This is a genomic window from Martinezella lusitana, assembly GCF_010668395.1.
Classification (GTDB): domain Bacteria; phylum Pseudomonadota; class Alphaproteobacteria; order Rhizobiales; family Rhizobiaceae; genus Rhizobium; species Rhizobium lusitanum_A.
Window position 1 is genome coordinate 1 of record NZ_WUEY01000004.1, and the last position, 26,382, is coordinate 26,382.

General features: G+C 60.6%; 29 protein-coding genes and 2 riboswitches. Of the genes, 10 read left to right on the forward strand and 19 right to left on the reverse strand.

Translation table 11 applies throughout. The annotated features are described in order from the left end of the window. Nucleotides 1-215 precede the first annotated feature (215 nt). The 13 genes from GR212_RS10020 to GR212_RS10080 form a co-directional block, all read right to left on the reverse strand. Nucleotides 216-425 (reverse strand): cold-shock protein, encoded by a 210-nt coding sequence (locus GR212_RS10020; protein ID WP_163986341.1) that lies wholly within the window; start codon nt 423-425, stop codon nt 216-218. Nucleotides 426-729: 304 nt separating this feature from the next. Continuing rightward, nucleotides 730-933, reverse strand: coding sequence for a hypothetical protein (locus tag GR212_RS10025; protein WP_163986342.1), 204 nt, complete (start codon nt 931-933; stop codon nt 730-732). A gap of 36 nt (nt 934-969) precedes the next feature. After that, nucleotides 970-1,206, reverse strand: a complete 237-nt coding sequence (gene rpsU / locus GR212_RS10030; protein ID WP_163986343.1) for a 30S ribosomal protein S21 — start codon at nt 1,204-1,206, stop codon at nt 970-972. Between the two features lie 14 nt (nt 1,207-1,220). Beyond that, nucleotides 1,221-1,508: a cold-shock protein gene (locus GR212_RS10035; protein ID WP_163986344.1), complete on the reverse strand. Its 288-nt coding sequence runs from the start codon at nt 1,506-1,508 to the stop codon at nt 1,221-1,223. A gap of 106 nt (nt 1,509-1,614) precedes the next feature. Beyond that, nucleotides 1,615-1,824 (reverse strand): cold-shock protein, encoded by a 210-nt coding sequence (locus GR212_RS10040; protein WP_163986345.1) that lies wholly within the window; start codon nt 1,822-1,824, stop codon nt 1,615-1,617. Between the two features lie 357 nt (nt 1,825-2,181). Then, entirely contained in the window at nt 2,182-3,156 is a 975-nt protein-coding gene (gene nrdF, locus GR212_RS10045) for a class 1b ribonucleoside-diphosphate reductase subunit beta (protein ID WP_163986346.1), read from the reverse strand. 25 nt (nt 3,157-3,181) lie between these two features. Next, a complete protein-coding gene (gene nrdE, locus GR212_RS10050; RefSeq protein ID WP_163986347.1) occupies nt 3,182-5,356 on the reverse strand; it encodes a class 1b ribonucleoside-diphosphate reductase subunit alpha in 2,175 nt (724 codons plus the stop codon). Then, on the reverse strand, nt 5,344-5,739 hold the full coding sequence (gene nrdI, locus GR212_RS10055) for a class Ib ribonucleoside-diphosphate reductase assembly flavoprotein NrdI (RefSeq protein WP_163986348.1): 396 nt from the start codon (nt 5,737-5,739) through the stop codon (nt 5,344-5,346). The genes nrdE and nrdI overlap by 13 nt, the downstream gene beginning before the upstream one ends. Before the next feature lie 10 nt (nt 5,740-5,749). Then, on the reverse strand, nt 5,750-5,971 hold the full coding sequence (gene nrdH, locus GR212_RS10060; RefSeq protein WP_163986349.1) for a glutaredoxin-like protein NrdH: 222 nt from the start codon (nt 5,969-5,971) through the stop codon (nt 5,750-5,752). A 251-nt stretch (nt 5,972-6,222) separates the two neighbouring features. Then, a riboswitch (cobalamin riboswitch) is annotated at nt 6,223-6,441 on the reverse strand. 26 nt (nt 6,442-6,467) lie between these two features. Beyond that, the gene (locus GR212_RS10065; protein WP_246725731.1) at nt 6,468-7,277 is read right to left on the reverse strand and encodes an acyl-CoA thioesterase; all 810 of its coding nucleotides are present in this window, start codon (nt 7,275-7,277) and stop codon (nt 6,468-6,470) included. 8 nt (nt 7,278-7,285) lie between these two features. Next, on the reverse strand, nt 7,286-9,628 hold the full coding sequence (gene metE / locus GR212_RS10070; protein WP_163986351.1) for a 5-methyltetrahydropteroyltriglutamate--homocysteine S-methyltransferase: 2,343 nt from the start codon (nt 9,626-9,628) through the stop codon (nt 7,286-7,288). A gap of 98 nt (nt 9,629-9,726) precedes the next feature. Next, nucleotides 9,727-9,938: riboswitch (cobalamin riboswitch) on the reverse strand. Nucleotides 9,939-10,339: 401 nt separating this feature from the next. Continuing rightward, nucleotides 10,340-10,654 (reverse strand): hypothetical protein, encoded by a 315-nt coding sequence (locus tag GR212_RS10075; protein ID WP_163986352.1) that lies wholly within the window; start codon nt 10,652-10,654, stop codon nt 10,340-10,342. Nucleotides 10,655-10,938: 284 nt separating this feature from the next. Then, entirely contained in the window at nt 10,939-12,039 is a 1,101-nt protein-coding gene (locus GR212_RS10080; RefSeq protein ID WP_163986353.1) for a porin, read from the reverse strand. Between the two features lie 426 nt (nt 12,040-12,465). Here GR212_RS10080 and GR212_RS10085 point away from each other — a divergent pair, with 426 nt between their 5' ends. Next, nucleotides 12,466-12,927, forward strand: a complete 462-nt coding sequence (locus GR212_RS10085) for a cupin domain-containing protein (protein ID WP_163986354.1) — start codon at nt 12,466-12,468, stop codon at nt 12,925-12,927. 30 nt (nt 12,928-12,957) lie between these two features. On the opposite strand, the gene GR212_RS10090 is transcribed toward GR212_RS10085, so the two are convergent. Both GR212_RS10090 and GR212_RS10095 read right to left on the reverse strand, forming a co-directional pair. Then, nucleotides 12,958-13,476 (reverse strand): GNAT family N-acetyltransferase, encoded by a 519-nt coding sequence (locus tag GR212_RS10090; RefSeq protein ID WP_163986355.1) that lies wholly within the window; start codon nt 13,474-13,476, stop codon nt 12,958-12,960. Nucleotides 13,477-13,495: 19 nt separating this feature from the next. After that, nucleotides 13,496-14,491 (reverse strand): LysR family transcriptional regulator, encoded by a 996-nt coding sequence (locus GR212_RS10095; protein ID WP_163986356.1) that lies wholly within the window; start codon nt 14,489-14,491, stop codon nt 13,496-13,498. A gap of 121 nt (nt 14,492-14,612) precedes the next feature. On the opposite strand from GR212_RS10095, the gene GR212_RS10100 reads away from it, so the two are divergent. Beyond that, a complete protein-coding gene (locus GR212_RS10100) occupies nt 14,613-16,013 on the forward strand; it encodes an MFS transporter (protein WP_163986357.1) in 1,401 nt (466 codons plus the stop codon). 32 nt (nt 16,014-16,045) lie between these two features. On the opposite strand, the gene GR212_RS10105 is transcribed toward GR212_RS10100, so the two are convergent. Both GR212_RS10105 and GR212_RS10110 read right to left on the reverse strand, forming a co-directional pair. After that, nucleotides 16,046-17,317 carry an RNA polymerase sigma factor gene (locus tag GR212_RS10105; RefSeq protein WP_163986358.1) on the reverse strand — a complete coding sequence of 424 codons (1,272 nt, stop codon included), beginning with the start codon at nt 17,315-17,317 and terminating at the stop codon, nt 16,046-16,048. Between the two features lie 31 nt (nt 17,318-17,348). Beyond that, on the reverse strand, nt 17,349-17,741 hold the full coding sequence (locus GR212_RS10110) for a YciI family protein (RefSeq protein WP_163986359.1): 393 nt from the start codon (nt 17,739-17,741) through the stop codon (nt 17,349-17,351). 365 nt (nt 17,742-18,106) lie between these two features. On the opposite strand from GR212_RS10110, the gene GR212_RS10115 reads away from it, so the two are divergent. After that, entirely contained in the window at nt 18,107-18,484 is a 378-nt protein-coding gene (locus tag GR212_RS10115) for a VOC family protein (RefSeq protein WP_163986360.1), read from the forward strand. Nucleotides 18,485-18,701: 217 nt separating this feature from the next. Beyond that, entirely contained in the window at nt 18,702-19,469 is a 768-nt protein-coding gene (locus tag GR212_RS10120) for a phosphatase PAP2 family protein (RefSeq protein WP_163986361.1), read from the forward strand. 12 nt (nt 19,470-19,481) lie between these two features. Here GR212_RS10120 and GR212_RS10125 read toward each other — a convergent pair whose 3' ends face one another. Continuing rightward, nucleotides 19,482-19,868 (reverse strand): response regulator, encoded by a 387-nt coding sequence (locus GR212_RS10125; RefSeq protein WP_163986362.1) that lies wholly within the window; start codon nt 19,866-19,868, stop codon nt 19,482-19,484. A gap of 245 nt (nt 19,869-20,113) precedes the next feature. On the opposite strand from GR212_RS10125, the gene GR212_RS10130 reads away from it, so the two are divergent. Next, complete coding sequence (locus GR212_RS10130) at nt 20,114-21,775, forward strand: phosphoethanolamine transferase (protein WP_163986363.1); 1,662 nt, start codon at nt 20,114-20,116, stop codon at nt 21,773-21,775. A 75-nt stretch (nt 21,776-21,850) separates the two neighbouring features. Here GR212_RS10130 and GR212_RS10135 read toward each other — a convergent pair whose 3' ends face one another. After that, entirely contained in the window at nt 21,851-22,228 is a 378-nt protein-coding gene (locus tag GR212_RS10135) for a cupin domain-containing protein (protein WP_163986364.1), read from the reverse strand. Between the two features lie 199 nt (nt 22,229-22,427). Between GR212_RS10135 and GR212_RS10140 the strand changes: the two genes are divergently transcribed. The 5 genes from GR212_RS10140 (at nt 22,428) to GR212_RS10160 (ending at nt 26,308) form a co-directional block, all read left to right on the forward strand. Beyond that, nucleotides 22,428-23,465, forward strand: a complete 1,038-nt coding sequence (locus tag GR212_RS10140) for an LLM class flavin-dependent oxidoreductase (RefSeq protein ID WP_163986365.1) — start codon at nt 22,428-22,430, stop codon at nt 23,463-23,465. Between the two features lie 151 nt (nt 23,466-23,616). Then, on the forward strand, nt 23,617-24,516 hold the full coding sequence (locus tag GR212_RS10145; RefSeq protein ID WP_163986366.1) for a MurR/RpiR family transcriptional regulator: 900 nt from the start codon (nt 23,617-23,619) through the stop codon (nt 24,514-24,516). Nucleotides 24,517-24,636: 120 nt separating this feature from the next. Continuing rightward, nucleotides 24,637-25,392 (forward strand): COG4280 domain-containing protein, encoded by a 756-nt coding sequence (locus tag GR212_RS10150; RefSeq protein WP_163986367.1) that lies wholly within the window; start codon nt 24,637-24,639, stop codon nt 25,390-25,392. Then, nucleotides 25,389-25,592 (forward strand): hypothetical protein, encoded by a 204-nt coding sequence (locus tag GR212_RS10155; protein WP_163986368.1) that lies wholly within the window; start codon nt 25,389-25,391, stop codon nt 25,590-25,592. Before GR212_RS10150 ends, GR212_RS10155 begins: the two co-directional genes overlap by 4 nt. A gap of 134 nt (nt 25,593-25,726) precedes the next feature. Next, complete coding sequence (locus GR212_RS10160; protein WP_163986369.1) at nt 25,727-26,308, forward strand: histidine phosphatase family protein; 582 nt, start codon at nt 25,727-25,729, stop codon at nt 26,306-26,308. The last annotated feature ends 74 nt before the right edge of the window (nt 26,309-26,382 follow it).

Below are 26,382 nucleotides of genomic sequence, written 5' to 3' on the forward strand. Positions count from 1 at the left end.
ATATAACCTCCTTGTTTGAAGTCTGGGCCACGCCAGCGGTTCAAGCAGGAGGTCTCTCAACTACCGTGTAAAACTCGTCCAGTCCTCCACCGTAGGTGGAGGTTTATTCTTGATATAACAAAAAGGCCGGGCTTGCCCGACCTTTCCAAAGGTTCGCAATCCGCAGTGCCAGTACATCCGTGGTCAAAGGGGACGCGAGCCGATTGCTCTATTGATTACGCGGATGCCAGGTTCTGCGCGGCGTTCTTGCCGCTGCGTGCGTCTTGCACCAGCTCGAAAGAGACCGACTGACCTTCCCGAAGAGAAGACATGCCGGACTGCTCTACCGCCGAGATATGGACGAATACGTCCTGAGAGCCGTCGCTCGGAGCAATGAAGCCGAAACCCTTGCTGATATTGAAGAATTTCACGGTGCCTACAGTCATGACGATTTCCTTTCAGTCGCATGGAATTACGATGCCCGCTATGCGCGTGCTATCAACGATCGAGCTTGAGAGGGAAGATCGGTAAATGCGCCTGCGCGCAGAAACAAAGCTAACGAAGCAAATCCGATAAAGTTTATATATCAGATATTTGTGTTCGCAATAAGGTTGTTTTGCTATTAACCTAAATAGATTTCCCGTCACAGGACATATTAGCTACAATAGAACTACAGAAAATCACAGAAAATAGATTTTTTCACTAAGATCTACTGATAACTACAACAATTCGAATGAATTATTGTAATTTCTACTTCTGCCGCTTTTTCTTGGGCGGCGTGGTCGTCTCCGCAGCCGGTTGGGCCAATCGAAGAGCACGAAGCTTTTCGGTCTTTTTCTCCCGGTCAGCGGCTTCAGCGGCAGTAATTTGCCTTGCCGCCGAATCTGTCGCCAACGTCTTATCCTGAGGGGAAACTTTACCCGGCTTGAAAAACTTTTCTTTCGTGACGGTCATGACATCTCCTATCGGGAAAAAGAACTGAGCGGGCGATCATCGCGCCCGAACGACCTTCTTGGGCATTGGAAGAAGGCCCTCGCGCTGCGCTTGCTTGCGGGCGAGTTTACGGCTCCGGCGGATGGCATCGGCCTTCTCGCGGGCGCGCTTCTCCGACGGCTTCTCATAAGAGCGCCGAGCTTTCATTTCCCGGAACAAGCCTTCGCGCTGCATCTTCTTCTTCAGAACGCGAAGCGCCTGGTCAACATTGTTATCTCTGACGTCTACCTGCAAAATCGTCTCTTTCGTTACCGTTTTCTAATGCTGATTGCCCTTGAATTGATCCAGCTCGCGGTCTTTTCCTGCGGCATGGAGCGCGTTTCCGGGGCGGCTGATGGCGAGGCCGTTAAATCGATGTCGTCCTGCCGGATACGGCGTTCGAAATTTTCATTCTCGAACTGCACGCGATACTGAGCGACACCATCGGCCTCCGGCAGGCAAGAAAGAATACTGCCTCTGCCAGACGGTTGAGAATTTCCAAGAGCACCGGGCTTCAATAGAATCGAGTCGCCGGACCGGTAGCGCCGGTTTTGCATGGTATTCTCCCGGAAAAAAACAAAAGGCCGGGCGCTAACCCGACCTCTCACGGTCACTCTGCTTCGCTGCCAGTACATCCGTGGTCAGCGGGAGCGAATGACAAATTCAAGCCGCCCGAAGATTGTCGGCGGAGCTCTTGCCGGATCTGCGATCCTGCACGATGTCGTAAGTGATCTTCTGACCATCGTTCAGTGAACGCAGACCAGCGCGCTCTACCGCAGAGATATGGACAAAAACGTCCGTGCTGCCATCGTCAGGCTGAATAAAGCCGAAGCCCTTGGTTGCGTTAAACCACTTTACAGTGCCAGTGTTCATAACGATTTCCTTTCTTAGTAATCGTTGTTGCTCCCGCGATACCTTGCGGGATTAGATCGATTAGTTGAGAGGAAATCCGATGGAACCTTGCGGCTCTTAAGCGACATCACAAGCAATGGTCGATAAGCCGAATATAGGCTCTATTTCTGATTTGGCAATAAGCATGCCCGAAAATAAACCGGAGACGGTCAGGCAAATATCCGGACACCGGGCTTTCGTTGCGCGCAGCGACAGCGCGCGCAACGAAGATATTCGCCACGCCGACGCCGGTATCAAGCCGCTCCTGGACGGAACTATATCATTGGACGCAAGCTTTGCGACAGCACGTCCCTTGCGGGTCGTACTGTCGCGGCTCTCTCAAAAATTCCAGTCTTCATCCTCGGTCGCGACAGCCTTGCCGATCACATAGGACGAGCCGGAGCCGGAGAAGAAGTCATGATTTTCATCCGCATTCGGGGATAGCGCCGAAAGAATGGCCGGGTTGACCTTGCAGGCTTCGGCCGGAAACAGCGCTTCATAGCCGAGATTCATCAGCGCCTTGTTGGCGTTGTAGTGCAGGAACTTCTTGACGTCTTCGGTCAGCCCGACACCGTCATAGAGCGCTTCCGTATACCTGGCCTCGTTGTCATAGAGTTCCAGCAGCAGATCGAAGGCGAAATCCTTGATTTCCTGGCGCCGCTCTTCCGAAAGCCGCTCAAGGCCGCGCTGGAACTTGTAGCCGATATAATAGCCGTGCACGGCTTCGTCGCGAATAATGAGGCGGATCATGTCGGCCGTGTTGGTGAGCTTGGCGCGGCTCGACCAGAACATCGGCAGATAGAAGCCGGAATAGAACAGGAAGCTCTCGAGGAAGACGCTGGCGACCTTCTTCTTCAAGGGATCGCCGGAGGAATACTGCTCCATGATCAGCGCCGACTTCTTCTGCAGGAATTCGTTCTCCTCCGACCAGCGATAGGCGTCGTCGACGTCGGGCGTCAGGCAGAGCGTCGAGAAGATCGACGAGTAGGAGCGCGCATGCACGGCCTCCATGAAGGAGATGTTCGAAAGCACCGCTTCTTCATGGGGCGTGACGGCATCGGCCATCAGCTTCACGGAACCGACGCCGTTCTGGATCGTATCGAGCAGCGTCAGGCCGGTGAAGACGCGGATGGTGAGCTGCTGCTCCTCGGGCTTCAACGTCGCCCAGGATTGGATGTCGTTCGAAAGCGGCACCTTTTCCGGCAGCCAGAAATTGCCGGTCAGGCGGTTCCAGACCTCAAGATCCTTGTCGTCCTCGATGCGGTTCCAGTTGATGGCGCGAACGCGGCTTGCCGGCTTGAATTGCATGTTCATGGGAATGTCCTTTTCAAACCGGAAATCAAAGGGCGCAGGAAACGCAGCCCTGCACCTCGGTGCCGGACAGCGCCATCTGGCGAAGGCGAATGTAGTAGATGGTCTTGATGCCCTTCTTCCAGGCGTAGATCTGCGCCTTGTTGATGTCGCGCGTGGTCGCCGTGTCACGGAAGAACAGCGTCAGCGACAGGCCCTGGTCGACATGCTGGGTGGCTGCGGCATAGGTATCGATGATCTTTTCCGGGCCGATCTCGTAGGCGTCCTGATAGTAATCGAGGTTGTCGTTGGTCATGAAGGCGGCCGGATAGTAGACGCGGCCGATCTTGCCTTCCTTGCGGATCTCGATCTTGGAGACGATCGGGTGGATCGAGGAGGTCGAGTGGTTGATGTAGGAGATCGAGCCTGTCGGGGGCACGGCCTGCAGGTTCTGGTTATAGAGCCCGCCTTCCATGACGGCCTGCTTCAACTCCACCCAATCCTCCTGCGTCGGGATGGCGATGCCAGCCTTCTCGAACAGTTCAGCCACGCGTTCGGTCGCGGGCACCCATGCCTGATCGGTATATTTGTCGAAATACTCGCCGGAAGCATATTTCGAGTTCTCGAAGCCCTTGAAGCTCTGGCCTCGCTCGACTGCCAGCCGGTTCGAGGCGCGGACGGCGTGATAGGTCACGGTGTAGAAATAGATGTTGGTGAAATCGACGCCTTCCTCGGAGCCGTAAAAAATGCGCTCACGGGCGAGATAGCCATGCAGGTTCATCTGGCCGAGGCCGATGGCGTGGCTTTCGTCGTTGCCCTTTTCGATCGAAGGGACCGACGAGATGTGGCTCATGTCGGAGACCGCCGTCAGCGCCCGGATCGACATCTCGATCGTCTTGCCGAAATCGGGGCTGTCCATCGCGGCGGCAATATTGAGCGAGCCGAGATTGCAGGAGATATCCTTGCCCATATGCGTGTAGGAGAGGTCGTCGCCATATTCGCTGGCTTCGCTGACCTGCAGGATTTCCGAGCAGAGGTTGCTCATGGTGATGCGGCCGGCAATCGGATTGGCGCGGTTCACCGTGTCTTCGAACATGATGTAGGGATAGCCGCTCTCGAACTGAATTTCGGCGATCACCTGGAAGAATTCGCGCGCCTTGATCTTCTTCTTGCGGATGCGGCTGTCGGCCACCATCTCGCGATACTTTTCCGTGACCGAGATTTCGGTAAACGGCACGCCATAGACGCGCTCCACGTCGTAGGGCGAGAACAGGTACATATCCTCGTTGTTCTTCGCGAGTTCGAAGGTGATGTCGGGAATGACGACGCCGAGCGACAGCGTCTTGATGCGGATCTTCTCGTCGGCGTTCTCGCGCTTGGTATCGAGGAAGCGCATGATGTCGGGATGGTGGGCGTTCAGATATACCGCACCCGCACCCTGCCGCGCGCCGAGTTGGTTGGCATAGGAGAAGGAGTCTTCCAGCAGCTTCATCACCGGGATGATGCCGGAAGACTGGTTCTCGATATGCTTGATCGGCGCGCCGGCTTCGCGGATGTTGGTGAGTGACAGCGCCACGCCGCCACCGCGCTTGGAAAGCTGCAGGGCGGAATTGATGGCGCGGCCGATCGATTCCATATTGTCTTCGACCCGCAGCAGAAAGCACGATACCAGCTCGCCACGCTGCTTCTTGCCGGCGTTGAGGAAGGTCGGCGTCGCCGGCTGGAAGCGTCCGGAGATGATTTCGTCGACCAGATCGCGGGCAAGCTGCTCGCTGCCGCGCGCCAGCGCCATTGCGACCATGCAGACGCGATCCTCGTAGCGCTCCAGATAGCGCTTGCCGTCAAAAGTCTTCAGCGTGTAGCTGGTGTAATATTTGAAGGCGCCGAGGAAGGTCGGGAAACGGAACTTCTTCGCATAGGCGTGATCGAAAAGATCGCGCACGAAGTTGAAGGAATAGTAGTCCAGCACTTCCTGCTCGTAGTAGCCTTCGGTCACCAGATAATCGAGCTTCTCGCGCAGATTGTGGAAGAAGACCGTGTTCTGGTTGACGTGCTGAAGGAAATACTGCTTGGCCGCCATGCGGTCCTTGTCGAGCTGGATCCTGCCCTGCTCGTCATAGAGGTTCAGCATGGCGTTGAGGGCGTGATAGTCGAGTGCCGCTTCCGCGGCCTTTGTCGACCGGTCGCCCGCGTCCCGCGATAAAGAAGTATTTAGCGTGTCCAAAATCGTTCCAATCCGTGTCTGACATTGGCGACATCCTCATCCGTGCCCAGAAGCTCGAACCGATAGAGATACGGCACCTGGCATTTGCTGGAGATGACGTCGCCGGCGATCCCGAAGGTCGCGCCGAAGTTGCTGTTGCCCGCGGCGATGACCCCGCGAATGTTCGAACGGTTGCCCGCATCGTTGAGGAAGCGGATCACCTGCTTGGGCACGGCCCCCTTCCCTCCCTCGCCGCAATAGGTCGGAACGATGAGGACATAGGGCGAGGTCGCACGAAGCTCGTCTCCCGCGCCGAGCGGAATGCGCGCGGCCGGCAATGCAAGCTTTCCAACGAAGCGATGGGTATTCTCCGATCGGCTGGAGAAATAGACGATCTCGCCCATCGCCAGCTCCTCAGGCGAGCGCGCTGATCATGTCAGGACGGAAACCGGCCCAATGCAGCTCGCCGGCGACGACAACCGGGACCTGGCGGTAGCCGAGACCCTGCACCAAATCATAGGCGGCCGTATCGGTCGATACGTCGACGATCGTATAGTCGATGCCCTGGCGATCGAGGGCGCGGGTCGTTGCGGTGCATTGGACGCAGGCGGGCTTGCTGTAGACGGTGATGCTCATCGAATATCCTCGTGTCTGTTAAAGGCATGCAAAATCATTCGGGCATCGGATGATGCCCGCTTGGCGGGATTGAAAATGGAGGCAAACCCAGTCGGCAGCCGGTCGCTTAAGCGACCGTCACTCGCGCGGGCGGCTGTGGATACTCAAGAACATGGACTTCACCCCGAAGTAATTTTCGCGAGGTTTTCGGGGAAGCGATGACGGCCATCATGCCGCGGGAACCATCGCTCGCCAGCCGGACACCCCGCCCGTGGATGCTATTGCTCGAGGCAGGTCTCCTGGCTTGCGGGTCACAGCATTCGCCTCGCCTTCCCAAGACACATGGTCCCAGTGACTTTAATCGAACGAATGCTCACCGCTCACAGTTGCGGGGGCAGCTCCGGCTTGGCAATCATCATGCTTGCCGACCGGATTCCCTTCTTAGCTTCCAATTCTTGCGAATCAGAAGAACCTCGAACACTATATATAGTAGACGAGGTAAATTTTGGGTCAATAATTATGATCGCAGCCCCTCCGGATTCCTGGGGATGACTGCAACTGGACGATGGTCTGAATCGACGGCAACCATGTTGAAAGTCCCGCGGGCTGTCAGATGGCGCTTGCCGGACAAGGGATCCTCTGACCAGAGCTCGGTCTCGACGGCCATGGATGCCGTTCCGATTTTCGTCACCTTCGCCAGGGCCTCGACAATCTCCCCGATGGCGATGGGACGCTGGAAGTCGATCCGCTCGGAAGATGCAAGCACGGTCAGGGTACGCGAGCGCCGCGAGGCGGCAACGAAGGCGGCCTTGGTCATGAAGGCGAGCGCCTCGCCGCCGAACATCTTGCCGGCGCTGTTCGACTGATCGGCAAAGACGATATCGACCATCCGTACCTCGTCGCGGTGGCTGTCCTCGATCCCGGCGGGCAGCGACGGCAGGCTCCAGTCGGTCGGGCGATCCTCGTCCGGAACGGCAACCATATGAAAGACGCCGCGCGTGCAGAGATGCCGCCCGGCCCCGACGATCGTCTCGGCCGTCATGCTGGCCTCGATGGTCAACGAGCGGCGTCCGGCCGATATCGGCTTTGCTGTCACTTCGACGATTTCACCGATGCGTGCCGGCTTCCTGAAATCGACCCGCTCGCAGGACGCCGTTACGAACGGCACCCGGCCGAAACGGCTGGCCGCGATAAAGGCGACGCGATCCATGAGGGCAAGGCCCGCCCCGCCGAAAAGCGTGCCATGATGGTTGGTGTCGCCGGGAAAGACGATATCGATAAGTGTGCTGGGAGCCGGCCCGCCGGCCGGCTCCCCCGATGATGGCAACTCCCGGCTCATACGCTTGCCGTGCGCTGGCCATTGCGCGCAAGCTCCAGCCGAAGCTTTGCGGCGGCGGCGACCATGTTCGCCAGCGCCGGCTTGACCTCGTCCCACTTCCGAGTCTTCAGACCGCAATCCGGATTGACCCAGAGCTGGCCGTCGGTCAGCCGTTCGCGCGCGAGCGAGAGCAACGTCCCCATTTCCTCGATGGAGGGGATGCGCGGCGAATGGATATCATAGACGCCCGGTCCGATCTCGTTCGGATAGTCGCGCTCGACGAAGGCGTCGAGCAGTTCCATCCGCGACCGCGACGTCTCGATGGAGATGACATCCGCATCCATGGCCGCGATCGCCTCCATGATGTCGTTGAACTGCGAATAGCACATATGCGTATGGATCTGCGTTTCATCGGAGACGTCGCTTGACGAGATCCGGAAGCACTCGACCGCCCATGCGAGATAGTGTGCCCAATCCGCCCGTCGAAGCGGCAGTCCCTCGCGCAATGCCGCCTCGTCGATCTGGATCATCGCGGCGCCGGCCTCTTCAAGGTCGTGGACCTCGTCGCGAATCGCAAGGGCGATCTGACGGCACACGGTTTCGCGCGGAAGGTCGTCCCGCACGAAGGACCAGTTGAGAATGGTGACCGGCCCTGTCAGCATGCCCTTCAATGGCCTGTCGGTCATGGATTGCGCGTATTTCCACCAGCGGACGGTCATCGGGTTCGGACGCGCCACATCGCCATAGATGATCGGCGGCCGCACGCAACGCGATCCATAGCTCTGCACCCAACCGAGCTTGGTGAAGGCGAAGCCCGAAAGCTGTTCGCCGAAATACTGCACCATGTCGTTGCGCTCGAACTCGCCATGGACAAGGACGTCGAGGCCAATCTCCTCCTGCCAGCGGATCGCTGCCGCCGTTTCCTTTTCGAGGAAGGCCTCGTAGTCGACGTAGCTGAGCTCTCCCTTGTCGTGCATCGAGCGCGCCTTGCGGACCTCGGCCGTCTGCGGGAACGAGCCGATGGTCGTTGTCGGGAGGGCCGGCAGCTTGAACCGGCGATGCTGGATCGGCTGGCGGGCCGAAAACGGCGATTGCCGTCTTTGCTCGATGCCCCGCAGCTCATGAAGCCTGCCCTGGACGAGCGGATCATGCACCCGGACGGAAGTCAGCCGGGCATGCATGGTCTGCTGCGATGCCGTGAGCGACGAGGCGTCATCGCCGGCCGTGAAATGGCGGCCAAGCAGGGCGATTTCGTCGAGTTTCTGCGTCGCGAATGCCAGCCAGCAGCGAAGCTCGTCGTCCAGGGCCGTTTCCAGTTCGATGTCGATCGGGACATGCAGCAGCGAGCAGGACGGCGCAATCACGACATCCGCCTCGCCGCGAAGCGCGACCACTGCGGCAATGCGTGAGGCGATGGCCTGAAGATCGCTTCGCCAGATGTTGCGCCCGTCGATGATCCCGAGAGACAAAGCGAGATGCGCCGGCGCACGACGGACGATATCCTCCAGCGTGCTGCCGCCGCGAACGAGATCGAAATGCAATCCGGCGACGGGAAGCTGCAGAGCGATGTCGAGATTGTCGCCCAGCGGCCCGAAATAGGTCGCAAGCACGAGCTTGAGGTTTGGTGCTGCCTTGGCGAGCGCCTTATACGCCAGCGCGAAGGCCTGCCTTTCCTTGTCGGAGAGATCGAGGACCAGAGCCGGCTCATCCACCTGGACGCTGTCGACGCCTGCGTCGGCCAGCTCGGACAGGATGCGGACATAGACGGGCAGCAGCCGCTCCAGAAGGTCGATCGGAGCGGAATCATCGAGCGCCTTGCTGAGCGTCAGGAAGGTCACCGGCCCGAGGATCACCGGCCGGGTGTGGATGCCGAGCGTCTTCGCCTCCAGAAAGGCTTCGAGAGGCCGGTTGGATGTCAGCTCGAAGCGCTGATCGGCTTTGAGTTCCGGCACCATGTAGTGGTAGTTCGTATCGAACCACTTCGTCATCTCGAGCGCGGCCGCACCGGCTGCATGGTGCGCATGTCCGCAATCGGCGTGTCCGTTACCGGACGAACCGCGGGCCATGGCGAAATAGACGTCGAGATCGACCGGTCCCCCGCGCCATCCGTAGACCGGAGGCACAGCGCCCACCATGACCGCCGTGTCGAGAACGTGGTCGTAGAAGGAGAAGTCGTTGGAGGGGATGATGTCGATCCCTTTTTCCCGTTGCAGTCGCCAATGATCGGCGCGGAGCGTTCTGGCAGTCTCCAGAAGCGCGGCCCGATCGGTCTTGCCGGCCCAATAGGATTCGAGCGCGAATTTCAGCTCGCGATGTCTTCCAATACGTGGAAAACCGAGATTTGCGGTCTTGATGGTCATTTCCTTACCCCGAAGGTTGTGGGCAAGGCATTGGCTGACGCATCGACGATAGGCGCAGTGCGCCCGTCGCAACGCGGCACACCGGGACACCCCGCCCGTGGACGTTATCTATCGCGGCAGGTCTCCTGGCTTGCGGGTCATCGCTACCGTTCCGTCTTCCCGAGGCGTCTTCCTCAGTGACATGGTGGAACGGCGGCTCTCCGCCTACAGTTGCGGGGGCAGCTTCGGCATGGACGAACATCGTCGCACCGAATTCCCTCTTAGCTCATCCGCATTGGCGCGGGTAAGAACCACGATGGCGTCAACATGAAGGATGCAGACGCGAGCGTCAAGGAGATATAAAGATATCTTTATATCTTGGTTTGAAATTGCACGATCTGCGGATCATGGGCATCGGAGACGCATTGACCGTCCCTGGCCCCGACAGCGCTGCCGCCCATGGCGAATGGTTTGCTGCAGCGTCTCGATGGGAAAAGGTTGCCGCTTTGAGGCCCGTACGCGATCGCGAGTGAAAGCGGACGCAAACGACCAAGAAAAGCATAACGCCCCTCCGGCCTCCGAAGCCTGCGGAAAATCCGCAGGCGACAATGCAACCAGGCCAGACCCGAGACATTTTGGCCCAGGCTGGAGTGACGGCCGGCAGGAAATCTCTCGCCGTGCCGGCGCCTTGCTTCGATTGGCTAATCGGCCGATCTGCCGTTCGCCACGAATTTAGTGGTTCTTGTTCGGCCCTTTGCCGGTGGTGAAGCTGCAGGTTTTGATCTTGCAGCTCGGATCGTCGCTTGTCGGGACGCTGGCGCTGGCCATCGTACCCTGGCCGAGGCACGACATCGAATTCGAAACGGTTCGGTTGTACATCATCATGCCCGGATGGTGCGACGGGTATTTCAGCACGACTGAACCACCTTCCTGCGCCATCTTTTCATGCACGGTTGCGCAGGTCATTGACTTGGAATTGTAGGCCGACATGGCCATGGCATTCGTGGAAATCATTCCGATTGCGGCAAGTAATACGATCGTCTTCATGGGGCTTCCTTTAATCAACACCGAATGGCGCTGAAAATGACTTATTCCTTCATTAGCTTCAGTTTTATGACAGCGAGCCGACTTCCCCCCATCGGCTATTCACATCCCTGTCAGAAGCAAACGGCACATCATCGGTACGGTTGAGCGCAAGGCGCTCGCGCCTCGCTGCGTCCACCGGCCGGATGCAGATCCGAGCGGAGATTTTCAAATTGTCCCGCAAAACGAACGAGGCCCGATACGAATACCGGGCCTCATTTGCAATGAAATCAAGCTGAGCCGAAGTCTCAGAAAGTCCGCTCGAAGCGAAGGATGCCCGAGAAGGTATCGTCACCCGGTACATCGTAGTGAACATAGGTCACTTCCGGCTCGACCAGGAGGTTCTTGACCGGGTTGAACTTCAGGTTCGTCGTTGCCTCGAAGATCTTGGAGTCGGTGTAGGCGAGCTGAACGTTCCACTTCAGCTTGTCGTTGAACGGCACGCCGACGCCGCCCCAGACGGCCCAGTCACCCCAGCCGCAATCCGCGCCGTGGACAACGCCGGAGGACGTCGTGCAGGCCGAGACGTTCTGGTTCGAACCGGCATACTGGTTGAGCTTGTCGCCATCGGTGTTCCAGCCGCCCATCAGGAAGGCGGAGAAGACGCCGAAGTCGGCATCGACGCGAGCCTTGATGGCGCCCTCTTCGACGATCGAGTCGTAGCCGCCGACGACACGGAACTGCCATGCGCCAGCCTTGTAGCCGAGACCGGCAACGACGTTCGGGGCATAGTGGTCGGACTCGGACAACTGCCAGCTTCCACCGTAAGCGCTGGAGGTGGTACCGGAGTTGCTGTCTTCGAGCGAGATGACGCCCGTGAAGCCGGTGCCGCTGTCATAGTTGTAGGTGAGCTGGTTCAATTCGTACGGACCGTCATAGATGACGTCGTCCTGGATCACGTCGCCGGCATAGCCGACGAACTGGTTGTACTGCGAGTCCGTCTTGCCCACGGTGAAGCCGCCGAGGGTGATGTAGGACCACAGCAGGTTGGTGCCGGTGGAGCCGCCGTCGTTCCAGTCCCAGCGAACGATGGTTTCGGTCTTCAGCGGACCGTATTCGGTGTCGGTCGCGGTATTGACGTCGAGTTCGGCGCGGGTGTGCCACTTCGTGCCGAAGCTGCTGTCACGATTGTAGGGATCCTTCCACTGGCCTTCGGTGCGAACCTTGCCGCCGACCCGCAGGCAGGTCTCGGTGCCGGGGATGAAGAAGTAACCAGCGCCGAAAGCATCGCAGATGCGAACATATTCCAGCGGCTCGGGTTCGGCTGCGACGATAGCGTCGGCAGCATGGGCGCCGGATACGACGCACAAGGCAGCAGCGGAGCCAATAAGCAAGCTCTTGATGTTCATGGTAACTCCATTCCTCATTTGAACTTGCGCGATTGACGAACCTGGGGGGCCGCTCGACATCAAGTTTCAGTCCTTAGTTCCGAAGCACAACGCCTCGCTTCCGGGCAGAAAGTTGCATTTGCGATCCCGCTTTTACAAGGACCTAAACATATGTGACAGCATGTACATATGCCGTGTTGCCCAAACGACGCACATGTGTACGGAGCATGACAGGAGTGTGACAAACACACCAATCCACAATCAGTATCGCAACCACGGAAACACGCATGGGTAGATGCCCGGGGAGCAAGTCCGCCAGCCCGCCGGCCGTTCCCTGTCGCGAATCCGGTCGCGGGATACGGCGCTGGACTGACGGCAACGAGTCTTGATAGACTCACGGAGCGCAGACAGCGTATCCATCCATGGCAAATCGCAGGCGGGATCATCATGCCGAAGATCGATGTTGCAGCCGTGCCTAAAATCAAAGGCACCCGATATCCCGCTCCATTCAACGAACCCTGCGCCGAGCGCATACGCCAGCGGCTGGGCGATGCCGGCGGTCTCCAGGATTTCGGCGTCAACCTGATGCGGCTGCCGCCGGGCAATTGGTCGAGCCAGCGGCACTGGCATTCGGAAGAGGACGAATTCGTCTATGTGCTGGAAGGCGAGTTGACGCTGATCGAGGATGACGGCGAAACGGTGCTGCGCGCCGGCGACTGTGCCGCCTTCCCGAAAGACTCGGGCAACGGTCATCACATGGTCAACAAGTCGAACGCCGTGGCGATCTATCTCGAGGCCGGCACCCGTTCTCCAACGGACCTCATTACCTGCTCCGATATCGACATGATGAGCTCGAGCACGGACGGACTGTTCGTGCACAAGGACGGGATGCCCTATCCGGACGGTTAGAATAGCCGCGGCGCTGGCTTGGCCGCGCGGCTATCTCCGTTCATCCCCGCTCGCCGGAGCCGTCCGGTATGAGAAGAGACGTGTCGGCGCGCCATGCAGCATCACGTCCCGCTCGAAACCGAAGCCGCATTTTTCCAGCACGCGCCAGGAAGCTACATTGACGGGGCGAACAAGTCCGATAACGCGTTGCGCCTGCAGATCATTGCGGGCGAAGGCCAAAGCCTCCTTCACCAGTTCGGTCGCATAACCGCTGCCCCAGTGATCGGGATGCAGGTGATAGGAGAGATTGAGCCCATCGAATTCCGTCGAGACGGTAACACCGCCGAAGCCGATCAGCCGACCTTCCGTTTCGACCGCCCAGCGTCCGAACCCATGCAAGCGCCAATGCGCCCGGTCGCGGGCAAGGCGCCGGGCGCTCTCGGCAGGAGAATCCGGCCTCGGATCCGGCCTATGGGCGACGAGCTCCGGCCCGGCAAACAGTGTCGTAATGAAATCGAGATCCTGCTCTTCCGGCCTGCGCAGGGATAGGCGCGACGTATGCCGGATCATGCTCCCTCTCCTTGAAGGATCATACCGCCTCGGCAAGAACAGGCGGATCGTAGCAGCAGGCATCCGTGGAGACGCCCACGCGGCACCCGCTCGCCTCGAGCGCGTCCCTCACCACATCCACGAACAGGCGACGCAGCCACAGGGAGCGGCCGTCAGCCTGATCCACGCGCCGGTAGAGCATCGTCACGGGGTCGGCGGGCAACTCGAATGGCGGCGGCGAAATCGCCAGATTGTGCAGCTGCGCCATGCAGTGGGCAATGGACTCCGGCACGGTCGCAATCGCCGGCATGGCCTGCAACGTCATCGGCAGAGCCGAAAAACGCGGCGCGGTCGCCACCACCTGACGACGGTAGCCGAGACGGGCGAGAGCGGCATCCACGTTTGTGGATATGGTGCCTTCAATGGACACGGTTACGTGCGGCGCGTTCGCGAAATGCTTGAGGCTGAGCGGTGCGGCGCATTTCAGATGCCGGGGATCGTAGATGCACAATGACGTCTGTTCGAAGAGAGGCGCGCGAATATGCCAGGAGGCAGGCTCGTCATGCACCGAGATGCTGAATTCATAGGCTCCCTCGTCCAGCAGGCGAGCGGCGTCGCGCCTGTCGAAGGCCATGCTGACCAAGCGGGCGCCGGGCGCCATCTGGCGCAACCGCGCCGCCAGCGGCCCGAAGAAGGATGATTCGAGATTGTCGCAGAGCCCGATGCGGAACTCGCCCTGCCAGCTTCCCGGATCGAAAGCGGCGGGCGGGCGAATGGCCCGCTCGATGCCGGAAAGCGCATCCTCGATCGCCGGCGCGATGGAGAGCGCCCGTGGCGTCGGCTGCAAACCTCTGCCGACGCGCACGAACAATTCGTCATCCAGCGTCTCGCGCAGCCGGCGCAATGCAGCGGAAAGACCCGGCTGGCCAAGCAGCAAACGCTCGGCCGCACGGCTCACGTTCCGCTCCTGCATCAGCACGGAGAAGGCGAGCAGCAGATTGAGATCGATTTTCCGAAGGGTCGCATCATTCATCATCGCCAGTAATACCTGACATGGTTACTATCAATTTGCAATAGGGTTTGAAGATGTACATTTTCTCGTTCCCTGCCGCTCCCAGCCTCCCAAAAAGACGGCAGCACAGAAAGGAACGATCCCGATGACTTCTTCCCAAACCCGAAGCGGGGCCGGATTGGCGTTGCTGCTGCTATGCGCCGCCAATTTCCTGGACGCCATGGACGTCTCCACTATTGGGGTGGCGCTGCCCGCGATCCAGAAAGAGCTCGGCATGCAGGCGACATCGCTGCAATGGGCCGTCAGCGCCTATGTGCTCGGCTATGGCGGCTTCCTGCTGCTCGGCGGCCGCGTCGCCGATCTCTTCGGCCACCGCCGCGTGTTTCTCTGGTCGCTTGCCGTCTTCGCTGCCGCGAGCATCGCCGGCGGCTTCGTCGATAGCGCCCAGACCCTGATCGCCGCCCGCCTCATCAAGGGCATTGCCGCCGCCTTCACGGCACCGGCCGCCCTCGCACTGCTGCTCTCCGTCTTCGGGGAAGGCAATGCCCGCGCCAAGGCGCTCGGCGTATTCTCTTCCACCGGCGCCGCCGGCTTCGTGCTCGGCATGGTACTGGGCGGTGCCGCAACCATCATCAGCTGGCGGGCGACCCTGGTCATGGGTGCACCCGTCGCCATCCTCGCGCTGATTGTCGCCCCCTTCGTCCTGCCCGCCGATCACAAGCGGAGCGGCCCCGGTGCCCGCTTCGACTGGGCAGGCGCAATCACGATCACCCCCGGCCTGCTGCTCTTCGTGTTCGGCGTCACCAATGCTGCGGCCGACGGCTGGCAGGCATTCGCGACATGGGGATCTTTGGTGGCGGCTCTGGTGCTGATCCTGCTCTTCCTGGTGGTTGAGTGGCGCCATAGCGATCCGATGGTCCCGCTTGCGATGTTCCGGCGTGCCAAGCTCAGCCACGCAAATGCCATCGCCGCGCTGTTCCAGGGGGCCTATGTCGGCTTTCAATTCATCGCGACGCTCTATTACCAGACCGTCGTCGGCTGGTCGGCCTTCGCGACCGGCTTCGCCTTCGCCGTCGGTGGCGTCTGCGTGATGTTCCTCGCACCGCGCTTTGCCACGATCGGCCAGGCCCGCGGCACGACCCTGCTGATGACGTTCGGCGTGGGATTGCAGGCCATCAGCTATCTCTTCTGGGTGCTGTCGGTCGGCCAGATCGATACGATCGTGCTGGTCGCCATCTCGCAGCTTCTGCTTGGCGTCGGCTATGCCATGACCTATCCGTCCATTCAGGTGGCAGCATTGTCCGATATCGAAGAGGACAAGTCCGGCCTGGCTTCGGGCATGCTGTTCGCCTCCTTCCAGATCGGCGGCGGCATCATCCTGGCGGCGGCCTCGGCGGTCTTCAGCGCAGCACCCAGCTATGGCTGGAACCCCTATATTGCCGGCATCGGTTTCGTCACGATCCTCGCTGCCGCCATCACGCTGCTCGCCGCGGTCGGTCCGCGCTCATCCGCTGCAAAAGCGGCAAACTATCAGGCGGCGGAATAACGCAAAACGGGACGACCCGCCCGATGGGCGGGTCACTCCGCCTCTGCGCCGGCAGCCTGGGCAGCGCGGCGCATCAGAAAATCACGCTCCCTCTGGTTCTCAGCGAGCGCGGCGGCCGTCTCGAAGGCCTGCCGCGCTTCGCCGTAGCGGCCGAGCTTGTAGAGAAGATCGCCGCGAACGCTCGGCAGGAGATGGTAGTCCTTCAGCGCTGGCTCATTCCCGAGGCGCTCGATGATTTCCAACGCCGCCTCCGGGCCTTCGACCATGCCGACCGCCACGGCGCGATTGAGCTCGACGACCGGCGAATGAAGGAGCCGGGCAAGTTCGGCATAGAGGTCGGCGATCCGCCGCCAGTCGGTCTCCTCCGCCGTGACCGCCCTCGCATGACAGGCGATAATCGCGGCCTGCAAGGCGTAGACCCCGCCAGCGCCTCCGAGCTCTTCGACCCGCTTCAGCGCCTGCAGACCGCGCTGGATCTGCAGCCGGTCCCAGCGGGCGCGATTTTGGTCGAGCAGAAGGATGGGGTTGCCCGCGGCGTCCGTCCTCGCCGCGGCGCGGGAGGCATTCAGCTCCATCAGGGCCAACAGCGCATGAGCCTCCGGCTCCCCTGGTGCCACCGACGTCAATATTCGGCCCAGGCGCAGCGCCTCGTTGCACAATTGCAGCCGCAGCCAGTTTTCGCCGCGCGCTGCCGTATAGCCCTCGTTGAAGATCAGATAGACGACCTCCAGCACAGAGGCCAGGCGTTGCGACAATTGCTCGCCGTGCGGCGTCTCATAGGCCAGCCCCGATTCGGCCAATGTCTTTTTGGCGCGCACGATACGTTGCGCGATGGTCGCGTCCGATACGAGAAACGCCCTGGCAATTTCCTCCGTCGTCAGGCCGCAGATCATCCGCAAGGCCAGCGCCACGCGCGCCTCGCGCGAGATCAGCGGATGACAGGCAGTGAAGATCAGGCGCAGCATTTCATCGCCGATATCGTCATCCAGAGGAGTGTCCAGATCCGGCATGACCTGCTCCTCCTCTTCCATTTCCCGAACGATCATCCCGTGCTTCTGGTCGAGCATCCGGCGACGGCGCAGATGGTCGAGCGCCCGGCGTCTGGCCGTGGTCATGAGCCATGCGCCGGGCCGCTCGGGGATTCCCGTTTCCGGCCATCGCTCGAGCGCAACGACCAGAGCTTCCTGGGTCAGGTCCTCGGCCAGCGGCACGTCGCGCAGCAGCCGTGCCAGGCTCGTGATGAGCCTTGGCTGCTCGATCCGCCACACGGCCAGGATGGCCCGATGGGTGCCGGCGGCCGTCAAGGCCGCCTGCCCCGACGGGAGGTCGAAAATATCATACTCGTGCTTCGGCGAGCGGATCGCATATCCCCTCCGCGCCCGGTTCATAGAAGGCGCGCACCTCGCATGTGCCTTCCCAGCCAGGCATGAAATCCTTGTGCAGCTGCATGAATTCGACCGCCAGCGCCACGGCCTCCTCCTTGGTCTGCAATTCGAAGATCGCATAACCGCCGACGACTTCCTTCGCCTCCACGAAGGGGCCGTCGACAACGCTCAGCTTGCCATCCTTGATAGAGACACGAGCGCCTGTCGCAAGCGGCAGCAGGCCGGCCGTGTCGATCATGCGTCCGGCCTTGATTTCCCGATCCGCGATCTTGTGGATGGCCTCGGCAAGCTCCGGCGTCGGCAGCATGAAATCTTTGGCAAGGACGATAGACATGAAACGCATGGAAATTCCTCCGGAAGCGAGACGCCGGCACCATTGCCGCATAACAAGCCCGCTCATGTTGACGACGAAGCATGCCTCTGGAAATCGACAATCGTTTCAAAAAAATCCGCATCGCTGTCGATCATCGGAAAATCTTACGTCCGGCCCGCGCTAATCATCAAGGGCGGCGTCGCTCAAACGACTTTGGGTGCAGGTAAAATCCTCAATCGCACGATCCCCACCCCCCGCATCGCTTTGTTGACTTCCCAGAACCATTGCAAGATGGTGAGGCGAAATTGGACCTGCGGACTTTCGAAAGCCGGCGTCTCCCCAGGGTCGCAGTCTTCCGCAAAGCTCCGGAGTCAACATGGCGGGAGCTTGTTTCTATGTTCGACCACATTTCGATCGGCGTCAAAGACCTGGCGCGGGCGCAGACGTTTTACGATGCGGCATTGGCGCCGCTTGGCTATGAGCGCCTGAGCAACTTCGACGGCACGATCGGATATGGTGCGGAGCGTGCCCAGTTCTGGGTGAGCGAAGTGGAGCGGCCCGTGCCGGCCGATCGCGGCTCGGGCCTGCATTTCTGTTTCGTGGCACCGAGCCAGGCTGCCGTCGACGGCTTCTATGCCGCCGGCATCGCCAATGGCGGCGAAGACAATGGCAAGCCGGGCATCCGGCCGGATTACAGCCAGTTCTATTACGCCGCCTTCATCATCGACCCGGACGGCTACCGGCTGGAAGCCTATTTCCAGACCGGCGAATAGGGTACATCCCACAGCGGCATCGAGATCCGCCCTCCCCGTCAGGATCGATCCGACGGGGCGTCGATTTCGTGTGACGATTTTCCTAAGCATTTGAACTTTCAGGCTGCTGTCAGGCTTCTGTCGTAGTGGACGCCAGACAGCGGCCGTCTTGGCGTTTTTCCTAAAACGCCGCCGGGCGCTCGTTTTGACCTCGTTCAGACAGTGGCCGGCATTCCCGATGTATGACAATTCCATTGCTTATGCGAAACGAACCGCATCGGTTAGCAGACCCCTCGTCGCCTTTCTTGCGCTGTTCGCGCTTTGGTGGCTGCTGCTGCTCGTCTTCTATCGATTTCCAGGCATCGATCTCGCCGTCGCCCAAGGCGTCTTCACGGCCAAACCCTGCGCGCCGTCCGCTCCCCTGAAGGAAATCTGCGGCACCTTTGCTCTCGCCAAGAATCCTCTCCTCGAGATCGTGCGTGGCATAACGCTGGCCCTGCCCTACATCGCCATTGCCGCGCTGCTGACGACGCTGATCGCGTCCTGGCGCCGGCATGGAATCCGGCACAGAACGTTGGAAACGGATCGGTCCATCGCAGCGCTGCTGTCGCTGGCGGTCGGCTGCGGGCTCATCGTGAATACGCTGCTCAAAGGCTATGCCGGCAGGCCGCGTCCGCGCAGCACGGATCTTTTCGGCGGTTCGCTCGATTTCGTCCAGGCAGGTTCGTTTGCCGGCCGGTGCCTCGGAAACTGCTCCTTCGTTTCCGGAGAGGCGTCGTCCGGCGGCTGGCTGCTTTGCCTTGTGCTGCTGCTGCCGCCGCGCCTGCGTCTCCCGCTCGGCGTCCCCCTCGCGGTCGCCGCGATCATCATGCCGTTCATGCGTGTGCTGACCGGCGCCCATTACCTCTCGGACGCGGTTTTGGGCTGGCTTCTGTCACTGGTGGTTTTCGCCGCCGCCATGGCGGTGATCGACTTCCTGCGACCGGAAGCCTCGAGCCGTGCCTGAAAAACCCGCCACTTAACCGACATCGCGCATACGGCTCAGCCGGCCATGCATGGCCGCCTTCCGCACACGGGCCGCCATTTCGGCAAGTGCGAAGGGCTTCACGAGATAGTCCACCGCACCGCTGCGCATAGCCGCGATCTGGTCCGACAGCTGATCATAGGCCGAGATGACCACGACCGGCGTCGAATCTCCGCGCGCGCCCATGAGCTTCAGCACATCGAGGCCGCTTCCATCAGGCAGGCGCAGGTCGAGCAGAACCACGTCACGGGGTTCCGCCGCGACGGCACCCGTTGCCGATTCCAGATTCATCGACCAGTCGACCGACCAACCGTCGGCGCACAGGTGATCCCGCACGGCGTTGCCGATAATCGGATTATCCTCGACTAATAAAAGCCGCACGATTGCGCCCCCATTGCAATCGGGCCGGTATGATGCCTATTTCTGACGGTAACCTGAACCCCCGTGCGGAGGCCGCAAAAAGCGAAGACAAGCCAAATAGTGGCCCAGATAGCCCCCGAAAAAGAATGCGTCGTTCAGGTAAATGTCAGGAATCGTCGCCATGGTGGCGGGCTTTGACAGCCGACGCACACCTTGCGGTAGAGGGCTTCCCACCCAACCGGTAGCACACGTCTCGGAGAAAACCATTGACTCATGAAAAAGCGACCTCCGGGTGGCAAAACATCCGGCCAGCCGTCGGTAGCGTCACGCTGTGCTTCATAACAGCGCTCTATGTACTTCTTGTGACAAATCGTATGTTCTGGACCAAGGCCTACGGTTACTTCACAACCGAGCATACTGCCTTTGCCGCATTCGTCATCGGCATTGCCGCGGCCATCATGGCGCTCTTCACGTTCTTTTCCGCCAAATACATCACGAAGCCGGTGCTGATCTTCTTCGTGCTGGTGGCCTCCGTATCCTCCTGGTTCAACGACCAGTTCGGCGTCATCATCGACAAGGAAATGATCCGCAATGCGGCCGTATCGACGGGTGCGGAAAGCGGGCACCTGATCACGGCGCGCTTCGTGACATATGTCCTGCTGACGGGCGTCTTGCCCTCGCTGGTCATCGCATGGGTTCGGATCCTCCATCGTCCCATCCTCAAGAAGCTGGCCTATAATACCGCCGTCATCCTCGCCTGCGCGGCGATCTTCGTCGCTGCGGGCACCAGTTTCTACAAGACCTATGCCGGCGTCGGTCGCGCTCACCGCGACCTGATGGATACCCTCAATCCGGTGCTCCCGATCACAAGCGCAGTGCGGTACGTCATCGACACGCACCGGAACGCCGACGTGGTGGCGCAGCCGCTGGGCACGGATGCCCACAAGGTCGGCGTGGCCGACAACGGCAAGCCGCGCGTGACGATCATCGTTGCCGGGGAAACCGCACGCGCCCAGAACTTCTCCCTTGGCGGCTACGGCAAGTTGACCAATCCGGAATTGGCACAGCGCAATGTCGTCTACTTCCCCAACACCAGCAGCTGCGGGACGGCGACGGCAACCTCTATACCCTGCCTGTTCTCGGTCTATACGCGCGGGCAGTACACGCATCACAAAGGACTTGAGACGGAAAACCTGCTCGATGTGCTGACCCATGCCAAGGTCGATGTGACCTGGCTCGACAACGACACCGGCAGCTACGATGTGACCAACCGCGTCTCCTATACCTACCTGCCGCCTTCCGCCGATCCGCGCTTCTGCAAGGACGGCGAATGCAAGGACGAAATCCTCGTCGACAAGATCGACGGCTGGCTGGACAAGGTGAAGGGTGACAGCGTGCTGGTGCTGCATCAGCTCGGCAGCCATGGCCCGGCCTATTACCAGCGCTATCCGGAAGAGTTCCGCCGCTTCCGGCCGGATTGCCGTTCCAACGACTTCAGCGCCTGCTCGCAGGAAGAAATCACCAATGCCTATGACAATACGATCCTCTACACGGACCATATTGTCGCGATGGTCATCGACAAGCTGAAGCAGCGCTCGAACTCGGTATCCGGCGCCGTGCTCTACTTCTCCGACCACGGCGAGTCGCTCGGCGAGAATGGCATCTACCTGCACGGCACACCCTATATCATCGCTCCGTCGCAGCAGACGCATGTGCCGATGCTGGTGTGGATGGCCGACGATCTCGCCAAGGCTGCCGGTTTCGACATGGCGTGCCTCTCGAAGCAGGCAGGCGAAGGCACCTACTCCCACGACAACATCTTCCACAGCGTTCTCGGCATGATGGATGTTTCGACGAAGGTCTACGATCCCAAGCTGGACGTCTTCTCCGCCTGCCGCACGCCGTCGAACAAGCTGGCGCTGAACTGACATATCGCGCAATAACCGGCGGCCCCCGTTCCAACAGGGGCCGCCGGTCTTTATGGATCGGTCATCAAGGATCGATCAAAGACGCTTGGGCTCGCGGATCGTCCGCTCGTTTTCCACATTGCCGGTATTGAGCGTCGTGTTCCGCTCGAAAAGCACGACTTCGCAGGTCGGCTCAGCGACCGGGCAATGTTCCACCCCATGCGGAACGATGACGTATTCGCCGGGTCCAAGCACGATATCGCCGCCGTTTTCGTCGCGCAGCTTCATGCGCAGCGTGCCCCTGACAACAAGGAACAGCTCGTCCTCCTCCTCGTGATGATGCCAATGGAATGCGCCGTCCAGTTTGACGAGTTTGACCTGAAAATCGTTGATGTCGCCGCCGATGCGCGGACTCCATGTCTCATCGAAAGCGGCAAAAGCCTTGGTAAGATTGATCTTTTTCAGCACGACCATATACTTCCTCCTTCCGGCCTCGAATGGCTCGATGTCGCCGACAATAATATTGGCGGGAGTAAGGAGTAAGACAACGGCCGCCGTCGCCCGTCATATCGAATTCATCGAAGGTTTCCGCCGAAACTTTCCGGGTAGTGGATGATGGGGGACGACACTACATGCTGTCGCAACATCACTTCGACACATGACAGGAAAAATCATGACGATAAACAATGTCGAATTCGGCCTCGATACTTTCGGCGACGTGACCTTTGACGACAAGGGCACGCCGCTGCCGCATGCGCAGGTCCTGCGCAATGTCGTCGAGGAAGGCGTCCTCGCCGATCAGCTCGGGATCGATTTCTTTGGCATCGGCGAGCATCACCGCGAAGACTTTGCCGTCTCCTCGCCCGAAACGATCCTGGCGGCCATCGCCAGCCGCACATCGAAAATCCATCTGGGATCGGCCGTGACGGTGCTGAGCTCGGACGATCCGATCCGCGTGTTCCAGCGCTTCTCCAGCCTCAACGCCATATCGAACGGCCGTGCCGAAGTCATCCTCGGCCGAGGCTCCTTCACGGAATCCTTCCCGCTGTTCGGCTTCGAGCTGTCGCAGTACGAGCAACTCTTCGAGGAAAAGCTCGATCTGTTCGCCGCGCTGCTCAAGAACGAGCCGGTGAACTGGCAGGGCAGCATCCGCCCGCCGCTGCAAAATCAGAAGGTCTTCCCGACCATCGAGAGCGGCCATCTGAAGACATGGATCGGCGTTGGCGGCAGCCCGGAATCCGTAGTGCGCGCCGCTCACTACGATCTCCCGCTGATGCTGGCGATCATCGGCGGCAGCCCCTATCGCTTCCAGCCCTATGTCGACCTCTATCACCGCGCCTTCGAGCAGCTGGGCAAGCCCGTGCAACCGATCGGCATCCATTCGCCGGGCTACATCGCCGAAACGGATGAACAGGCGCGCGAGGAATTGTGGCCCTGCTTCAAGGCGATGCGCGACCGGATCGGCCGCGAGCGCGGCTGGCCGCCCATGACACGCGCGGAGTTCGACAACGAGATCGAGCGGGGCTCGCTCTATGCCGGCTCTCCGGAAACGGTCGCCGCCAAGCTTGCCCCGGTCATCAAGACGCTCGGCATCAACCGCTTCCAGCTGAAGTACAGCGCCGGCGCACTCGGCCACGACAAGATGATGCGCTGTATCGAACTCTATGGCCAGAAGGTGATCCCGGCCGTGCGCGCCGCATTGGCGGCATAGCCGCAGGCAGATACTCCCGCCGTGGTGATCGATCGGATCAACGGGCGCTTCGCTGCACGGCGAGGCGCCCGTCGCTTTTCCGCTGTCTTTCTCTTGTAGTAAATGCTACCTATACAGATATCGGTAATATTCACTACATGGCAGCGACAGCATGTCTGAGAAGACCCAAGACCTACAAAGTTTCGACGATCGCGTTCTCGGCGCGATTGCCACGCTGGCGCCCGCCGAGCAACGCATTGCCCGCTTCTTCGTCGATCAGAAGCAGGCCGCGCTGCTGAATTCGGCGGCGCAGATCGCGCAGCTTGCGGGCACCAGCGACGCCACGGTCGTGCGCACCGCACGCGCCCTCGGCTTCGAAAGCCTCTCGGCGCTGCGCGCGGCCTTGCTTGCGGAGCTGACGGGAACCCCTTCGCCCCGCTTACGGCTGGAACGCACGCTGGCTGAAACGGGCAGCCGGGCGGGCGATGCGCTTCGTCACGTCATCGGCATGCACGAGAAGTCTTTGGACGTCCTGCGCCAGGAGGAATTTGCAGCAAGCTTCGAGCGCTGCGTCGATATCTTGGCAAACGCTGCCCGCCGTCATGTCTTCGGCATCGGGCCATCCGGTGCCATGGCGGATTATGCCAGCCTGCAGTTCAATCGCATCGGCCTGCCGACCAGCGCGCTCTCGGCCTCCGGCGTTGCACTCGCCGACCGCCTGCTCTGGATAGGCGAAGGCGATGTTGTGCTTGTCATGGCCTATGCGCCGCTCTATCGCGAAGTCGAGGTGCTGCTCGAACACGCCGGCAAGCGTGGCGTGCCGGTCATCCTCGTCAGCGACGACCTCGGCCCGCTGGTTGCCGACAAGGTGGCTGAAATCCTGCCCGTCCCGCGCGGCAATGCCGGCCACCTCGCCATGCATGGCGGTACGCTTGTGCTGATCGAATCCCTGATCGTCGCACTGGCGGCAAAGGGCAAGGACAGTGCCAGCGACAGCCTCGACCAGCTCAGCCAGCTGCGTGGCGCTATCGACAAGGCATGGAGCAAACGCGGCACGAGGAAACGCAAATGAGCGCGACGAAAGCGCCAGACTCGACTGCCCAACGCGCAAGCTCATCCAGGACATGAAGAAAATCCCCTTGGAAAATAGCTTGCGAATTCAAATCCCTAATCGTCATTCGGGAATCTTTTCATGAACAGCCTCACACCCATTCTCTCCACCGTGACGGCTTCCTTTCTCGGCTCGTTCGTCGAGGTCGTGGAGGCCTTTACCATTGTGCTGGCCGTTGGCGTCACCCGAAGCTGGCGCCCGGCCCTGACAGGAGCCGCCCTTGCCCTTGCCGTGCTGGCCGCCCTCGTCGTCATCTTCGGGCCGTTGCTGACGCTGGTGCCGATCGAGACGCTGCAATTCGTCGTCGGTGTTCTCCTCATCCTGTTCGGCATGCGCTGGCTGCGCAAAGCCATTCTTCGCTCGCTCGGCGTCATCCCCCTGCATGACGAGGAAGCAGCCTACTTGAAAGAGACGACCTCGCTGCAAGCGCAATCCACGGATCGCCGGGCCGATTATCTCGCCGGCCTCGCCGCCTTCAAGGCGGTGCTCTTGGAAGGCGTCGAAGTGGTCTTCATCGTCATCGCAGTCGGCGGCGCGCATGGCCTGACGCTCTATGCCGGCCTTGGCGCGCTGGCCGCCTTCGTGCTTGTCATGCTGATCGGGCTACTGGTTCACCGCCCGCTTGCCAGCGTGCCGGAAAATACCCTGAAATTCGTCGTCGGCCTCATGCTCACCAGCTTCGGTATCTTCTGGACCGGCGAGGGCATCGGCGCGCATTGGCCGGGAGGCGACCTCTCCTTGATCGCCATCTTCGCGATCGTCTCGCTCGCCTCCTATGCCATCATACGAGGCGTGCGCGCCTCCAACGGCAACCCAGCAGCAAAGGTAGCCCGATGACCGTCTTGCGCATCATCCTTTCCGAACTCATCGGCATGTTCATCGATGACGGCAGCCTCGCCACCCTCTCCCTGATCCTCATCCTGGCGATTGCCGGAGCGGTCGAGTTTCTTGCCATGCCGCCGCTCGCGGGCGCGTTCCTCCTGCTGCTCGGCTGCCTAGCCATCCTGCTCCACAGCGTTCGCCGCGCCGCGAAGTGATGAGATTCACAACAGCCTGCAAAGCCTTGGATTTGCAGGCTGTTGTCGTGCCACCTTCCGTCCAGCTTTAATTCTCGACAGAACCGTTCGCAGATGCGAAGAATTCCGCAGCCTCAGCGAAAAGGAGAAACGGCATGAGCAGCGCCTATCCCGAAGTCTATCTCGTACGGCACGGACAGACGGAGTGGAGCCTCTCCGGCAGGCATACCGGCCGGACCGATATTCCCCTGACTGCGGCCGGCGAGGAAGCTGCCCGCAAGGTCGCAGGTCGCCTGCCCGCCATCGATTTCGCCGCCGTCTGGTCCAGCCCGTCGCAGCGCGCACAAAACACCTGCGCGTTGGCCGGCTTCGGCGACCGGCGCGTCGTCAAGGACGATCTGGCGGAATGGGATTACGGCGCCTATGAGGGCATCACCACCAAGGCGATCCTGGCCGAACGCCCAGGCTGGCAGGTCTTTCGCGACGGCTGCCCGAATGGCGAAACTGCAGCCGATGTCGGCGCGCGCGCCGACCGGATCATCGGCGAACTTCGCGGCATCGACGGGTCCGTTCTGATCTTCTCCAGCGCCCATTTCCTGCGCGTCTTCGCCGCCCGCTGGGTCGGCTTGCCGCCGGAGGGCGGCGAGCATCTGGTTCTCGACACCACGAGCATCAGCGTCCTCGGCTACGAACATGATCTGACCGAGCCTGTCATCCGCCGTTGGAACGAAGTCTGACGCTCGCGCAGCAATCGCCACGTCTTCATAAACGTTTCGAGCGGCCCAGAGCCGCTCGATGTCTTTCAGGAAGT

Excerpts from the sequence above, each read along its gene's own strand:
- GR212_RS10075 (WP_163986352.1), bottom strand. The coding sequence starts at position 10,654 with ATGAAGACGATCGTATTACTTGCCGCAATCGGAATGATTTCCACGAAT.
- GR212_RS10100 (WP_163986357.1), top strand. The coding sequence starts at position 14,613 with ATGACTTCTTCCCAAACCCGAAGCGGGGCCGGATTGGCGTTGCTGCTG.
- nrdH (WP_163986349.1), bottom strand. The coding sequence starts at position 5,971 with ATGAGCATCACCGTCTACAGCAAGCCCGCCTGCGTCCAATGCACCGCA.
- GR212_RS10090 (WP_163986355.1), bottom strand. The coding sequence starts at position 13,476 with ATGATCCGGCATACGTCGCGCCTATCCCTGCGCAGGCCGGAAGAGCAG.
- metE (WP_163986351.1), bottom strand. The coding sequence starts at position 9,628 with ATGACCATCAAGACCGCAAATCTCGGTTTTCCACGTATTGGAAGACAT.
- GR212_RS10145 (WP_163986366.1), top strand. The coding sequence starts at position 23,617 with ATGTCTGAGAAGACCCAAGACCTACAAAGTTTCGACGATCGCGTTCTC.
- GR212_RS10160 (WP_163986369.1), top strand. The coding sequence starts at position 25,727 with ATGAGCAGCGCCTATCCCGAAGTCTATCTCGTACGGCACGGACAGACG.
- GR212_RS10020 (WP_163986341.1), bottom strand. The coding sequence starts at position 425 with ATGACTGTAGGCACCGTGAAATTCTTCAATATCAGCAAGGGTTTCGGC.
- GR212_RS10085 (WP_163986354.1), top strand. The coding sequence starts at position 12,466 with ATGCCGAAGATCGATGTTGCAGCCGTGCCTAAAATCAAAGGCACCCGA.
- GR212_RS10035 (WP_163986344.1), bottom strand. The coding sequence starts at position 1,508 with ATGCAAAACCGGCGCTACCGGTCCGGCGACTCGATTCTATTGAAGCCC.
- GR212_RS10115 (WP_163986360.1), top strand. The coding sequence starts at position 18,107 with ATGTTCGACCACATTTCGATCGGCGTCAAAGACCTGGCGCGGGCGCAG.
- GR212_RS10150 (WP_163986367.1), top strand. The coding sequence starts at position 24,637 with ATGAACAGCCTCACACCCATTCTCTCCACCGTGACGGCTTCCTTTCTC.
- nrdI (WP_163986348.1), bottom strand. The coding sequence starts at position 5,739 with ATGGGCGAGATCGTCTATTTCTCCAGCCGATCGGAGAATACCCATCGC.
- GR212_RS10040 (WP_163986345.1), bottom strand. The coding sequence starts at position 1,824 with ATGAACACTGGCACTGTAAAGTGGTTTAACGCAACCAAGGGCTTCGGC.
- GR212_RS10120 (WP_163986361.1), top strand. The coding sequence starts at position 18,702 with ATGTATGACAATTCCATTGCTTATGCGAAACGAACCGCATCGGTTAGC.
- GR212_RS10140 (WP_163986365.1), top strand. The coding sequence starts at position 22,428 with ATGACGATAAACAATGTCGAATTCGGCCTCGATACTTTCGGCGACGTG.
- GR212_RS10095 (WP_163986356.1), bottom strand. The coding sequence starts at position 14,491 with ATGATGAATGATGCGACCCTTCGGAAAATCGATCTCAATCTGCTGCTC.
- GR212_RS10110 (WP_163986359.1), bottom strand. The coding sequence starts at position 17,741 with ATGCGTTTCATGTCTATCGTCCTTGCCAAAGATTTCATGCTGCCGACG.
- GR212_RS10135 (WP_163986364.1), bottom strand. The coding sequence starts at position 22,228 with ATGGTCGTGCTGAAAAAGATCAATCTTACCAAGGCTTTTGCCGCTTTC.
- nrdF (WP_163986346.1), bottom strand. The coding sequence starts at position 3,156 with ATGAACATGCAATTCAAGCCGGCAAGCCGCGTTCGCGCCATCAACTGG.
- GR212_RS10155 (WP_163986368.1), top strand. The coding sequence starts at position 25,389 with ATGACCGTCTTGCGCATCATCCTTTCCGAACTCATCGGCATGTTCATC.
- GR212_RS10080 (WP_163986353.1), bottom strand. The coding sequence starts at position 12,039 with ATGAACATCAAGAGCTTGCTTATTGGCTCCGCTGCTGCCTTGTGCGTC.
- GR212_RS10025 (WP_163986342.1), bottom strand. The coding sequence starts at position 933 with ATGACCGTCACGAAAGAAAAGTTTTTCAAGCCGGGTAAAGTTTCCCCT.